Origin of the sequence: Streptomyces phaeofaciens (genome assembly GCF_014648915.1) — a bacterium.
Taxonomy (GTDB): domain Bacteria; phylum Actinomycetota; class Actinomycetes; order Streptomycetales; family Streptomycetaceae; genus Streptomyces; species Streptomyces phaeofaciens.
In genome coordinates this window covers 149,314-162,849 of record NZ_BMSA01000004.1, presented here as the reverse complement: position 1 = coordinate 162,849, position 13,536 = coordinate 149,314, and the positions used below count along the sequence as shown (strand labels likewise).

Here is a 13,536-nt window from a genome sequence, read left to right as displayed (position 1 = left end):
GGGCCGGACGGACGAGAGGACACGCCGGTGACGGGCTGGACGTGGGAGTACGACGGCTACGAGCCCGCCGACGAGCGGCTGCGCGAGTCGCTGTGCACGCTGGGCAACGGCTACTTCGCCACCCGCGGGGCGTTGCCGGAGTGCGCCGCCGACGAGGTGCACTACCCCGGCACGTACGCGGCCGGCTGCTACGACCGGCTCACCACGGACGTCGCGGGGCGCCGGGTGGAGAACGAGGACCTGGTCAACCTGCCGAACTGGCTGCCGCTGCGGTTCCGTCCCGCCGACGGGCAGTGGCTGACCCCCGACACCGCGCGGGTGGCGGAACACGGCCAGGCGCTGCACCTGGACTCGGGGCTGCTGGAGCGCCGGACGCGGTACACCCTCGGCGCGGACCGGGTGCTGTCCGTGCGGCAGCAGCGCCTGGTGCACATGGCCGAACCCCATCTGGCGGCCCTGCGCACCGAGTTCACGGCCGAGGGCTTCACCGGGGACCTCGACGTCGAGGCCGCGCTGGACGGCGGGGTCACCAACGCCGGCGTACCGCGCTACCGGGACCTCGACGGCCGCCACCTCACCCGGATGCACACCGGAACGGTCGAGCCGGGCACGGTGTGGCTGCGCTGCCGGACCCGCACCTCCGACATCCGCATCGGCATGGCGGCCCGGCTGACCGCCGACGCGCCGGTCACCACCTGGCGCGAGGCGTCGCGGGCCGGCCAGCGGGTGCGCCTGCGGCTGCCGCCCGGCCGTACCGTCACCGTCGACAAGACCGTCGCCCTGCACACCTCCCGCGATCCCGCCATCAGCGACCCGCTGGACGCCGCGATCGACCGGGTCGGCGCGGCGCCCGCCTTCGACGAACTGCTCGACTCGCACCTGACGGCCTGGGACCAGCTGTGGCGGCGGGCCGAACTGGACGTCCCCGGGGAGGCGGGCCGCATCCTGCGCCTGCACCTCTTCCACGTCCTGCAGACGCTCTCCCCGCACACGGCGGACCTCGACGTCGGCGTCCCGGCCCGGGGCCTGCACGGTGAGGCGTACCGCGGCCATGTCTTCTGGGACGAGCTGTTCGTGCTGCCGTACCTCGACCTGCACTTCCCGGAGGTGTCCCGCGCGCTGCTCCGCTACCGGCACCGCCGCCTCGACCAGGCCCGTGCCACGGCCCGCGCGGTCGGCCGGCGCGGCGCGCTGTACCCGTGGCAGAGCGGCAGCGACGGACGCGAGGAGTCGCAGGAGGTGCATCTCAATCCGCGCTCGGGCCGTTGGCTGCCGGACCACTCGCGGCTCCAGCGGCACGTCGGCTCCGCGGTGGCGTACAACGTGTGGCAGTACTGCGAGGCGAGCGGGGACACCGAGTTCCTGCACACCAGGGGCGCCGAGATGCTGCTCCAGATCGCCCGCTTCTGGGCGGACTCGGCCACCTGGGACGAGGGACTGGGCCGGCACCGCATCCGGGGCGTGATGGGCCCCGACGAGTATCACGACGCGTATCCGGACGCGCCACACCCCGGACTCGACGACAACGCGTACACCAATGTCACCGCCGCCTGGGTGCTCGCCCGCGCCCTGGACGTGCTGCGGACCCTGCCGGAACCCCGGCGGCGCGAACTCGCCGAGCGCACCGGACTGGACGACGGCGAACTCGAACAGTGGGAGGACGTCTCGCGCACGCTCCACGTGCCCTTCCACGACGGCGTCATCAGCCAGTTCGAGGGCTACGGCGACCTCGCCGAGCTGGACTGGGAGGGGCACCGGCGGCAGTACGGCGACATCCGGCGGCTGGACCGGATCCTGGAGGCCGAGGGCGACACGGTCAACCGCTACAAGGCGTCCAAACAGGCCGACGTCCTGATGCTCGGCTACCTCTTCTCACCCGCCGAACTCCAGGACCTCTTCGGCAGGCTGGGCCACCGGCTCGACGACGAGCTCTGGCTGCGCACCGTCGACCACTACCTGCACCGCACCAGCCACGGCTCGACCCTCAGCGGCCTGGTCCACGGCTGGGTGCTGGCCCGGGCCCGCCGCGCCGAGGCGTGGACGTACTGCCAGGAAGCCCTGCGCGGCGACATCGCGGACCTCCAGGGCGGCACCACGGGCGAGGGCGTCCACCTGGGCGCCATGGCCGGCACACTCGACCTCGTCCAGCGCGGCCTGACGGGACTGGAGACCCGGGACGGCGCGCTGTGGCTCGATCCGGTGCCGCTGCCGGAGCTGTCGTCCTACGGCTTCTCGCTGCGCTACCAGGGGCACTGGGGTGTCCGGCTGCGGCTGGAGCCCGGACGGCTGGAGGTCACGGTGCCGCCGTCCGACCGTTCACCGATCGACATCCGGCTGCCCGACCGCGCGGTCCGCGTCGAGCCGGGCGAGACCTGCCGGCTCGTTCTCCCGGGGTGAGGAGACCGAGGTCCTCGCGCGACCGGCGACCCGACCGCCCCGGTCTGCCGCCGCGCCGTGGGCTCAGCGGTGCAGGGCGGTCTCCCGCTCCATGTGCGACAGCTTCTCGGGGTTGCGCACGGCGTAGAGCCCGGTGATGAGGCCGTCGTCGACGCGCACCGCGACGACGGTGTCGATCTCGCCGTCGACGCGGAGGACCAGCGCCGGCCACCCATTGACCTGTGCCGCTCGCAACGGTGTCTCGGCGGCCACGGCGCCCAGCCGGGAGGCGGCCAGCAGGGAGGCCACCGTGGCGGCTCCCACGACGGGCGCAGGCGTCGCTTCCACGACCCCGCCGCCGTCGCCCAGGAGGACGACGTCCGGCGCGAGGATGTCGAGCAGGGTCTGAAGATCACCCGTTTCGACCGCGCGCCGGAACGCCTCGAGCGCGGCGCGGGTCTCGGCCGGGGAGACGCCCGCGCGCGGGCGGCGGGCGGCGACGTGGGACCGTGCCCGGTGGGCGATCTGGCGGACCGCCGCCGGGCTCTTGTCGACGGCCTCGGCGATCTCGTCGTAGCCGACCTCGAAGACCTCGCGCAGGACGAACACCGCCCGCTCGGTCGGCGTGAGCGTCTCCAGCACCAGCAGCATCGCCATCGAGACGCTGTCGGCCAGCTCGACGTCCTCGGCCACGTCGGGCGCGGTCAGCAGCGGCTCCGGCAGCCACGGGCCGACGTAGGACTCCCTGCGGCGCCCGAGCGTACGCAGCCGGATCAGCGCCTGGCGGGTGGTGATCCGGATCAGGTACGCGCGCCGGTTCAGTACGGCGTCCAGGTCGACCTCCGCCCAGCGCAGCCAGGTCTCCTGGAGGACGTCCTCGGCGTCGGTGACGGACCCGAGCATCTCGTAGGCGACGGTGAACAGCAGGTTGCGGTGGGCGACGAACGCCTCGGTGGCGGGGTCCGGGCGCCTGCCCCGGCTCCTGCTCCCGCCGCGGCCCTCGGGTGCGGTGTCCGCTGCGCCGGTCATGGGTGATTCCTCCGCGCTCTCGACGGTGTCGCCCACAGGACACCGGCCGCGGACGTTCTGTGACGTCGAGTCGTTGTGCCGCTCGTCACATGGCCGGCCCTGTCACAGGGACCGGGGCGCCGGCATCTCGTGGTCGTCAGGACGCCGCACGGACGATCCGCGCGGCACACAGGACCACGAGTGAGGACGAAGACATGGAACCCCGTTTCGACCTGATCGCCAACGAGTTCGGCACCAAGATCGCCAAGCGGACCTACGCCGTCAGCCTGGTGATCGAGCAGTCGTCGCTGCCCAAGACCACCCAGGAGCTGGTCAGCCTCCGCGCCAGCCAGATCAACGGCTGCGGCTTCTGTGTCGACATCCACACCAAGGAGGCCGCGAGGGCCGGCGAGACCTCGGCCCGGCTCCACCTGGTCGCCGCCTGGCGCCATTCGACCGTGTTCACCGAGGCCGAGCGGGCCGCACTGGCGCTCACCGAGGAGGGCACCCGGCTGGCCGACGCCCACGACGGCGTGTCCGACGAGACCTGGGCCCAGGTGCGCAAGCACTACGACGACGACCAGATAGCCGCGCTGGTCTCCGTGGTCGCCATGATCAACGCGTCGAACCGGTTCGGCGTGATCCTGAACAACCCCGGAGGTGGCTACGAGCCCGGGATGTTCACCGGCATGACGGACTGACCGGCACGCGAAGCCCGGCCGGGTCGGGGCCGCTCAACCATGCCGCCCGGGTCGGTGAAGATCTGCGGGAACTCCTCGGCCGGCCGCCCGCCGGTTCGGCGCCGCCGCCCGGACCCGTCGGTCCGCCGATCCCGGGTGAGGGCACGATCGGGACGATGTTAGATAGAGGCATGGACCGGTTGCCGGGGCGTGCGCGGTCCTGGTCGGGGCTGCGCACGGTCGCCGGCCAGGTGTTCATCCTCCAGGTCTTCATCGCCCTGGTCCTCGTGGTGGCCGCGGTCGTGGCCCTGCTGCTCCAGTCCCGGACCGACGCCGACCGTGAGGCCCGCAACCGCTCACTCGCGGTGGCCACGGCCGTCGCCTCGTCGCCCTCGGTCAAGCAGGCGCTGACCGAGGCGGATCCCACCGTCGTGCTGCAGCCGCAGGCCGAGGAGACCCGGCAGCGCTCCCGGGTGGATTTCGTCGTGGTGATGAGCCCGCAGGGCATCCGCTACACCCATCCGAACCCCGCCCAGATCGGCCGGCACTACATCGGCAGCATCGCGGCGGCACAGCGCGGTGGCATCGTCACCGAGACGACCACGGGCACGCTGGGCCGCTCCGTGCGGGCCGTCGTCCCCGTCATCGGTACGGACGGCAAGGTCGTCGGGCTGGTCGCCGCGGGCATCACGGTCAAGCAGGTCAGCGTGGCGGCCGAACGGCAACTGCCGCTCGTGCTGGCGGCGGCCGGGCTGGTCCTCGCGGCCGCCACCGGGGGAACCGCCTGGATCAGCGGACGCCTGCGCCGTCAGACGCACGGCCTCGGCCCGGCGCAGATGACGCGCATGTACGAGCACCACGACGCCGTTCTGCACTCGGTGCGTGAAGGCGTGCTCGTCATCGACGCCCAGGGCCGGCTGCTCCTGGCCAACGACGAAGCACGGCGCCTGCTCCGGCTCGGGGCCGACGCGGAGGGCCGTACCGTCGGCAGTCTGGGACTCGAACCGCAGGCCGAGACGCTGCTGCTGTCCGGCACGGAGGCCACGGACCAGGTGGTCAAGGTCGGTGACCGGCTGCTGGCCGTCAGCCACCGCCCCATGACACGGCAGGCCGGACCGGGCGGCACGGTCGCCACCCTCCGCGACACCACGGAACTCAGTGTGCTCATGGGGCGCGTCGAGGTCGTCCAGGAACGCCTCAAGCTGCTGTACGACGCCGGAGTGCGCATCGGCACCACGCTCGACGTGACCCGCACGGCCGAGGAACTGGCCGAGTTCGCCGTCCCGCGGTTCGCCGACTACGTCACCGTCGACCTGGCCGACGCCGTGCTGCAAGGTGACGAACCGAACCTGCTGAGCGTGACGGAACTGCGGCGCGTCGCCCTGCACGGCGTCCGCGAGAGCCCGCTGTATCCCCCCGGTGCGCTGATCCACTTCGTCCCGTCTACTCCGCAGGCCGCCGGATTCGGAACCGGGAAGCTGGTGCTGGAATCCGACATGGCCGCGTTCTCCGGCTGGCAGGCACAGGACCCCGACCGGGCGCGCAGACTGGTGTCCTACGGCATCCACTCCATGATCGCGGCTCCGCTCCGGGCCCGCGGGGTGACGCTCGGTGTGGTGACCTTCTGGCGCTCGCGAGAGCCCGAGCCCTTCACGACGGAGGACCTCTCCGTCGCGGAGGAACTCGTCGCCCGCTCCGCCGTCAGCATCGACAACGCCCGCCGCTTCACCCGCGAGCACACCATGGCCGTGGCCCTCCAGCGCAGCCTGCTGCCACATGTGCTTCCCGGCCAGAGCGCGGTGGAGGTGGCTCACCGCTACCTGCCGGCGGAGGCGGGGCTCGGCGGTGTCGGTGGCGACTGGTTCGACGTCATCCCCCTGCCGGGCGCCCGCGTCGCCATCGTCGTCGGCGATGTCGTCGGGCACGGCCTGCGCGCGGCCGCCACCATGGGGCAGCTGCGGACCGCCGTCCACAACTTCTCCGCCCTCGACCTGCCCCCCGACGAACTGCTCTGGTACCTGGACGAACTCGTCAGCCGCATCGACCAGGACCTGGAGGACAGCGGCGAAGCCCCGACCGTCACGGGCGCCACCTGCGTCTACGCCGTCTACGACCCGGTCTCGCGCCTGTGCACCATGGCCCGGGCCGGCCACCTGGAACCCCTCGTCGTGTACCCGGACGGCCGCGCGGAGCCGGCCGGGGTACCCACCGGCCCGCCGCTGGGACTCGGGGGGCTGCCGTACGAGAAGGCGGAGCTCGTCCTGCCCGAGAACAGCAGCATCGTGCTGTACACCGACGGCCTCGTGGAGCGCCGCCGACGTGACATCGACGAGGGCATCGAGCTGCTGCGCCGCGCGGTCGCGCACGCCGGGCGGACTCCGGAGCAGATGTGCCGGGCCGTGATGGACACCCTGCTGTCGGCGCCGCCGCCCGACGACGTGGCCCTGCTGGTCGCGCGCACCCGGCTGCTCGACAGCGACCGTACGGCGTCCTGGGACGTGGCCTGCGACCCCTCGGCCGTGGCCGGCGTGCGATCCGCGGCCGGCCGGACGGTGCACGACTGGGGCCTGGAGGAGGAGGCGTTCACCCTCGAACTGATCCTCAGCGAACTGGTGACCAACGCGATCCGGTACGCGCGCGGCCCCATCGTCGTCCGCCTGATCCGCGACCGCAGCCTCATCTGCGAGGTGTCCGACGGCAGCAGCGTGGCCCCGCATCTGCGCCGGGCCACCAGCATGGACGAGGGCGGCCGTGGCCTCTTCCTGGTGGCCCAGTTCGCGGACCGCTGGGGCACCCGCTACACACCCTCAGGGAAGGTCATCTGGACCGAGCAGCACCTTCCGGCGAGCCCATGACGTGTCCCCGGCCAGGTGCGGCGGGTGTGGCTCAGGGCGCGATGCCCACGCCCGGCACCCGGCTCCACTCCCGCTCCTGCTTCGCGGTCAGCGCCGGCCAGGCCAGGCCGCCGGGACGCGACTCGACGCGCGAGGCGTAGGGCCCGGGCACGAAGGCCGGCTCGTAGAAGCAGCCGGTGCCGTACGTGGCGTCGAAGGCGGGGCAGGACGCCGCGATCGAGGCCGGGGTCGGCTTCTTCCCGCCGCGCACCCAGCGGTCCAGGGCCGCGAGGGAGTTGGCGTACTCGGCCGTGCTCAGTCCGCTGTGCTCGTGCTCGTCGGTGAAGGTCTGCACGAGGTGCTCGTCCCGCTTCGCGCCGCGCAGGGAGGCCCGGTAGGCGGCCTCGTGCTCGACGAACGCCGTCGGGTCGTCGATGGCGTGGAGGGTGAGGACGGGGAGGGAGACCTTGCCGGTCGGGTCGCTGTCGTAGGACAGGTCGCGCACGGCGGTGGGGTCGGCCGAGAAACGCTGCACGCCGGCGTTGAGGGCGGCGTCGTCATGGGATCCGGAGTAGACGACGCCCTCGTCGGAGAACGGGTTCCGCCCGTTGAGCCGGGTGTGCACGATGTCGCGGAAGGTGAAGGTGGCGAACCGCAGGTGCGACTCCAGGGTCCGCTCCGGGATCTTGGTGACGGCGAGGATGTCGTCGAGGTTGCGCTGCTGAAGTGCCGTGCGCTCCGCGGGCGGTGAGGAGAACCCGGTGCACTCCTGGAGCCGGGCGCGCAGTCCGGCCGTCGTCATCGTCGAGCCCTCGCGCAGCCCCTGCCACAGCGGGTACTGGACCTCGGTCGGCCGCGGGTGATTCCGGCAGTAGTACTGGTAGACCACGCGCAGGTCCACCCGGTAGTCGTAGCCCCGGGAGCCGCCGCCGAGCACGCCGTTGGTGAGCAGCGCGCCGTCGTACGGGCCGTGCCGGTCGGCACCGTAGACCTCCACGACCTTCGCGGCGACGTTCCCGCCCCACGACTGGCCGTGCACGTACGTCCGTTTCGGCTCACGGAACTCCCGCACGAACAGGCGGCGCAGGCTCTCCACGTCGGCGGCCGCCATCCGTGTGCCGTAACCGCCCCGTCGATAGGACGAACCGGCCCAGGCATAGCCCTGGTCCACCATGACGGACCAGCGTTCCAGGTCGCCGACACTGCGCTCGGGATCGGATTCCGCACCCAGGTCGGGGCCGCCGTGCGCGTGCATCACCAAGGAGCCGTTCCAGGTCCTGGGGACGGCGATCGCGTAGTACGCGCCGTCCGTGCTCCGCCCGGTGTAACAGGTCGCCTTGTCCACCAGGTTCGCCGGACACGGCACGGCCACCGGCGCGTCGGCAGCCTCGACGGCAGCGGTGGCGGTGGGTGTGGGCAGGGCGAGCGCGGCGGCCACGACCACACCGATCCCGCCCGCCACGGCCGCGCGCCCGCGGCCACCCGGCAGAGGCCGAAGCCGGCTGAACCATGGCGTTCTCGGCGGCATTTCCATGAGGGTTTCTCCTGATGTCCAGGCGCGCCCGTCGCGCGGAGGGCTCGATGCTAGGCAGGCCCCACCGGGTATCTGAATGCCACGGGAATTGAATTCATATTGGTCGGAACCCGGCCGGGGCCCGGCCGTTCGCGCCTCCGCACCAGGTGCCCGGACAGGGCGGCGGCCCGCCCGCACGCGGGGTCGGCCGCCGCCGGCTCATTCGCCCGGCCCCAGGCGCACCAGGTGCAGGGCGGTGCTGGTCCAGTCGCCGGCCGGCAGGTCGAGGGACAGGCCGTACGCCGTGAGGTGGGTGGCGTGGTGCACGACGCCGGTCCCTGCGTCCCGGTACCGGGCGCCGGGTGTCAGCCCGCGCAGCCGGACCGGGATCCGGGGGCTGCCGTGGCGTGGTCCGCGCCGCCAGGCGAGAACAAGGAGTTCGCCCGCGTCGGGGGCCAGATACTGCACGACCGTCGGCTCGTCGCCGAGCGGTTCGGTCAGCCGGTACAGGTCGCCGCGCTGCACGAGATGGCGCACCCGCTTGTACTCGGCCACCAGCGCGGCGCCCTCGGCGAGTTCCTCCTCGGACCAGCGGGTGAGGTCGCCGCCGATGCCCAGCAGGCCGGACATCGCCGAGTGGAACCGGAAGCGCAGGGGCACCGAGTGCCCGGTCAGCTGGTGGGGAACGTCGGTCACCCAGGCGGACATGGCCCGCGGCGGATAGATCTGGCCGAAGCCGTGCTGGATGGCGAGGCGGTCCACGGCGTCGGTGTTGTCGGACACCCATGCCTGGTCGGTGCGGGCGAGGATGCCGAGGTCGACCCGGCCGCCGCCCCCGCTGCACGTCTCGATGCGCAGCGGCGGATGGTCCGCGCGCAGCCGGTCGATGACGTCGTACAGGTTCGTCACGTACCGCGTCCACAGCCGGTCGTTGCCGTCGTGCCGGCCGGGCCAGCCGGCCTCGCCGAACGCGCGGTTCATGTCCCACTTGAGGAAGTCGATCCCGTGGTCGGCGACCAGCCGGGTGAGCCAGTCGTGGGCCCAGTCGGCGACGTCGTCGCGGGCGAAGTTGAGGACGAGTTGGTTGCGCAGCTCGGTGCGACGGCGGCCGGGCACATGCAGGACCCAGTCGGGGTGCGCGCGGTAGAGGTCGCTGTCCGGGTTGACCATCTCCGGCTCGACCCAGATGCCGAACCGCATGCCGAGCCGGTGGACGGCGTCGGCGAGTGGGCCGAGCCCCGCCGGAAAGCGTTCCGGTGCCGGGGTCCAGTCGCCGAGGCCCGCGCGGTCGCTGCGGCGGGCGCCGAACCAGCCGTCGTCCACGACGTAGAGCTCGACACCCAGGGCGGCGGCCCGCTCGGCGAGCGCCTTCTGGCTCGCCTCGTCGACGTCGAAGCCGGTGGCCTCCCAGGAGTTGTAGAGCACGGGGGCCGTCTCCCGCGCGTGCGGCATGACATGGGTCCGCGTGTAGGCGTGCCATGCCCGGCTGGCGGCGCCGAAGCCGTCGGCCGCGTACAGCCCGGCGAAGGCCGGCGTGGTGAACTCCTCGCCCGGGGCGAGCGGGACGCAGGTGCCCTCGTGGCCGACGCCCGCGGTCACGCCCGACCGTCCGTCGGGGGTGCGCTGCACGGTCAGGCGCCAGCTGCCGCTCCAGGCGAGGGCGGCACTCCACACCTGGCCGTGGTCCTCGGTGGCGTCGCCCGCGTCCAGCATGACCCACGGGTTGGCGTGGTGGCTGGTGACACCGCGTCGGCTGGTCAGCACGGTCTCACCGTACGGAAGCCGGTCGCGGCGCAGTTGGCTCTCGGCGGACCACTGGCCCGTGACATGGCTCAGCCGGTAGTCGTGCAGGGGCGGCAGGGTCCAGGCGGCGGAGTCGGCGCGCAGCAGCTCCAGTGGCTCGTCCCCGGCGTTGCGGAGCACGGTCCGGCGTTCGATCACGTCCGTGTCGTCGCGTACGAGGTAGTGCAGCGAGACGTACAGCGGGCAGAGGCTGTCCCGGAAACGCAGGACCAGTTCGTGGCCGCCGGGCGCGGGCCGCAGGACCTGATGGCCGAGGGGCTGCCAGGCGAAGCCGCGTGAGCCGTCCGCGTGGCGCACCTGGAGGGAGGGCGGGCCGTACCGCGTGCCGCCGTCGACCGGAAGCTCCTCGCCCACCGGCGGCCGTCCCTCGAAGCTGCTGGCCGGCCGCCCGGCGGGTGTCACGAGTGCCTCCGCCTCCGCCAGGGTCAACCGTGCCCCCCAGGCGAGGTGACAGGGCGCACCGGTGTCGTCGATGCGCAGGGCGTACGACGTGTGCGGGGTGGTCAGCAGCCAGAGCGCGGTGTCCGGCGAGTGCGAGATGGGCGGCATGGGGCCTCTCGTTCGGGCGTCGGCGGATGCTGAACAGAGCCAAGCGCCGCCTTTGATCGTGTGTCAAGTACCCATGTGTGGCTTGCATTTACTCGTCATCGAGGCCGTCAGGTCGAGCGTCTAGCAGATCTTGTTTTATTCATTGACAGCAGAAAATAAGGGGCATAGGTTCCCGGCCATGCCCTCGACCCACCGTGCCGAGACGTTCCCGGCGAACACGCCGGCCACCTCGCAGATCTTCACCACGGTCCTGTCCCACGGCCCCCTCACCCGCCTGGAGGTGGCCCGTCGGGCCGGACTGTCGGCGGCCGCCGTCACCAAGGCCGTTCGTCCGCTCATCGAGGCCGGATACCTGGTGGAGGACGCGGACCAGGAGGCGCCCCCCGCACTCGGGCGGCCCGCCAACCTGGTGCGGGTCGACGGGGGACGCGCACTGTTCGTCGGGGTCAAGGTCACCGGCGACGAGATCATCGGCGTGCTCACCGATCTGTGCTGCCGCATCCGTGTCGCCCGCCGGGTACCCCTGGCCCGGCGCACCCCCCCGGCCGTGCTCACGGCGATCGCCGATCTGACCCAGGAACTGCTCACCGAGGCGGACGGCTTGGGTGTGCGGGTCCAGGGTCTCGGTGTCGCGGTCTCCGGGGACGTCGACCGGGCGGAGGGATCCGTGCGCTACTCGCCCTTCCTGGACTGGCGCGATGTCCCGCTCGCCGAACTCGCCGCCACGACCACCGGGTTGCCGGTCACCGTCGACAACGACGTACGCGCGCTGACGGTGGCCGAGCAGTGGTTCGGCGACGGGGTGGGGCTGTCCGACTTCGCCGTCGTGACGGTCGGCGCGGGCATCGGGTGCGGCCTGGTGGTGCACGGCCGCGTGGTCGCCGGAGCCCATGGAGTGGCCGGCGAGATCGGCCATGTCCCGGTCGACCCGGCCGGGCCCGTCTGCCACTGCGGCAACCGGGGCTGCGTCGAGGCCATCGCCGCCGACGGGGCCATCCTCGCCCGGATCCGCGCGGCGACCGGCATCGAGGTCCCCGACAGCATCGCCGCCGTCGACCTCGCCCGCCGGGGCGACGCGGCGGCCCGCCAGGCGTACGCGGAGGCGGGCGCGGCGATCGGCCGCGGCATCGCCACCGTGGCCAACCTGCTCGGCCCCGAACGAGTGATCATCTCCGGCGAGGGCCTGGCCGCCTACGACCTGTTCGCCGAACAGATCCGCGACGCGTTCACCGCCACCGCCTTCGGCTCCGCCGCCCGCTGCGACGTGCGCACCCGCCCGCTGCCGTTCGAGGAGTGGGCCCGCGGGGCCGCCGCCACCGCCATCCAGTCCTTCATCGGATCAGACGTGCCCCCACGACCCCGCTCGGCCAGGCTTCAAGGCACCGTCGCCTCGAGCCGGCCTGATCCACAAGACACCCCCTAGCGCACGAGGAGCAGCAATGACGCAGCAGAGCCGCATCCCCCTGGCTGCGCGTGGTCCCGGCCGTCGCTCAGTCGTCGGTGGTCTCTTCGGAGCCGGGGCCGCCGCCCTGGCCGCACCGCTCCTCACCGCCTGCGGCGGGGGAGCGGCGGCCGACCCGAAGACGGTCACCTTCGGCTCCAACGGTGCCGACGCCACCCCCAAGTCCGCCTACGCGGCCGTGACCAAGAGCTTCACCCAGGACTCGGGTCTGAAGGTGAAGACCAACACCGTCGACCACGACACCTTCCAGAAGAGCATCACCAGCTACCTCCAGGGCACCCCGGACGACGTCTTCACCTGGTTCGCGGGCTACCGCATGCAGTACTTCGCCAAGAAGGGCCTGTGCGCCCCGGTCGACGACGTGTGGGACACCATCGGCGCGGGCTTCGGCGAAGCCACCAAGCAGCTCTCCCGCGGCGAGGACGGCACGTACTACTTCGTCCCGCTGTACAACTACCCATGGGCGGTCTTCCACCGCAAGAGCCTCTTCCAGGAGCGCGGCTACCAAGTCCCCAAGACCTGGGACGAGTTCACCGCCCTGGCCAAGCGGATGAAGAAGGACGGCCTGTCCCCGATCGCCTCCGGCTACGGCGGCGGCGACAGCTGGTCCGTCCTCGGCACCTTCGACTACCTCGACCTCCGCGCCAACGGCTACGACTTCCATATGCAGTTGATGCGCGGTGAGGTCTCCTGGACCGACAGGCGCACGGCCCGCGTCCTCGACCTCTGGCGGGAGGTGACCCCCTATCAGCAGAGCGGGGCCGGCGGCCGCTCCTGGCAGGACGCCGCGCAGTCACTGGTCGACAAGAAGTCCGGCATGGCCGTCATCGGCCTCTTCCTCGGCCAGCAGATCACCGACGAGAAGATACGCGCCGACATCGACTTCTTCCCCTTCCCCGAAATCGACCCGGCCCACGGACAGGACGCCGTGGAGGCGCCCACCGACGGGTTCATGCTCAGCCGAGAGCCCAGGAACGAGGACGGTGCCAGGAAGTTCCTGGAGTTCCTCGGCGGCGCCCGGGCCGAAGAGCTCTACATGGGCGTCGACCCCAGCAATCTCGCCGTCAACGCGCGGGCGGCCACCGGCTCCTACAACGCCCTGCAGAAGAAGTCCGCCGAACTCATCGGCTCCGCCCGGCACATCAGCCAGTTCGCGGACCGCGACAGCGACCCCGGCTTCATCTCCACCGTCGTCCTGCCAGGCCTCACCCAGTGGCTCGGCCACCCCGACGACGGGGCGGCGGCCCTGAAGCGGATCGAGTCGCAGCGCGCACGCTTCTTCTCGGCCTGACCCGGACCGGAAAGGCCTCA

8 protein-coding genes are annotated in these 13,536 nt (G+C 72.3%); 5 read left to right on the top strand and 3 right to left on the bottom strand.

What is annotated here, in order from left to right; genetic code table 11:
• Positions 1-27 precede the first annotated feature (27 nt).
• On the top strand, positions 28-2,397 hold the full coding sequence (locus IE275_RS10420; protein WP_189710087.1) for a glycoside hydrolase family 65 protein: 2,370 nt from the start codon (positions 28-30) through the stop codon (positions 2,395-2,397).
• Between the two features lie 63 nt (positions 2,398-2,460).
• On the opposite strand, the gene IE275_RS10415 is transcribed toward IE275_RS10420, so the two are convergent.
• Complete coding sequence (locus tag IE275_RS10415; RefSeq protein WP_189710085.1) at positions 2,461-3,405, bottom strand: RNA polymerase sigma-70 factor; 945 nt, start codon at positions 3,403-3,405, stop codon at positions 2,461-2,463.
• Positions 3,406-3,599: 194 nt separating this feature from the next.
• On the opposite strand from IE275_RS10415, the gene IE275_RS10410 reads away from it, so the two are divergent.
• Both IE275_RS10410 and IE275_RS10405 read left to right on the top strand, forming a co-directional pair.
• Positions 3,600-4,085 carry a carboxymuconolactone decarboxylase family protein gene (locus IE275_RS10410; protein WP_189710083.1) on the top strand — a complete coding sequence of 162 codons (486 nt, stop codon included), beginning with the start codon at positions 3,600-3,602 and terminating at the stop codon, positions 4,083-4,085.
• A gap of 170 nt (positions 4,086-4,255) precedes the next feature.
• On the top strand, positions 4,256-6,919 hold the full coding sequence (locus IE275_RS10405; protein ID WP_189710081.1) for a SpoIIE family protein phosphatase: 2,664 nt from the start codon (positions 4,256-4,258) through the stop codon (positions 6,917-6,919).
• A gap of 31 nt (positions 6,920-6,950) precedes the next feature.
• On the opposite strand, the gene IE275_RS10400 is transcribed toward IE275_RS10405, so the two are convergent.
• A complete protein-coding gene (locus IE275_RS10400; RefSeq protein WP_373299196.1) occupies positions 6,951-8,432 on the bottom strand; it encodes a hypothetical protein in 1,482 nt (493 codons plus the stop codon).
• Between the two features lie 198 nt (positions 8,433-8,630).
• Positions 8,631-10,763 (bottom strand): alpha-galactosidase, encoded by a 2,133-nt coding sequence (locus IE275_RS10395; protein ID WP_189710079.1) that lies wholly within the window; start codon positions 10,761-10,763, stop codon positions 8,631-8,633.
• A gap of 178 nt (positions 10,764-10,941) precedes the next feature.
• Between IE275_RS10395 and IE275_RS10390 the strand changes: the two genes are divergently transcribed.
• The gene (locus IE275_RS10390; protein ID WP_189710077.1) at positions 10,942-12,186 is read left to right on the top strand and encodes an ROK family transcriptional regulator; all 1,245 of its coding nucleotides are present in this window, start codon (positions 10,942-10,944) and stop codon (positions 12,184-12,186) included.
• A gap of 16 nt (positions 12,187-12,202) precedes the next feature.
• Positions 12,203-13,516 carry an ABC transporter substrate-binding protein gene (locus tag IE275_RS10385; protein WP_189710075.1) on the top strand — a complete coding sequence of 438 codons (1,314 nt, stop codon included), beginning with the start codon at positions 12,203-12,205 and terminating at the stop codon, positions 13,514-13,516.
• The last annotated feature ends 20 nt before the right edge of the window (positions 13,517-13,536 follow it).

Coding starts and splice junctions, on each gene's coding strand:
- IE275_RS10395 (WP_189710079.1), bottom strand. CDS start 10,763: ATGCCGCCCATCTCGCACTCGCCGGACACCGCGCTCTGGCTGCTGACC.
- IE275_RS10415 (WP_189710085.1), bottom strand. CDS start 3,405: ATGACCGGCGCAGCGGACACCGCACCCGAGGGCCGCGGCGGGAGCAGG.
- IE275_RS10390 (WP_189710077.1), top strand. CDS start 10,942: ATGCCCTCGACCCACCGTGCCGAGACGTTCCCGGCGAACACGCCGGCC.
- IE275_RS10400 (WP_373299196.1), bottom strand. CDS start 8,432: ATGGAAATGCCGCCGAGAACGCCATGGTTCAGCCGGCTTCGGCCTCTG.
- IE275_RS10405 (WP_189710081.1), top strand. CDS start 4,256: ATGGACCGGTTGCCGGGGCGTGCGCGGTCCTGGTCGGGGCTGCGCACG.
- IE275_RS10385 (WP_189710075.1), top strand. CDS start 12,203: ATGACGCAGCAGAGCCGCATCCCCCTGGCTGCGCGTGGTCCCGGCCGT.
- IE275_RS10410 (WP_189710083.1), top strand. CDS start 3,600: ATGGAACCCCGTTTCGACCTGATCGCCAACGAGTTCGGCACCAAGATC.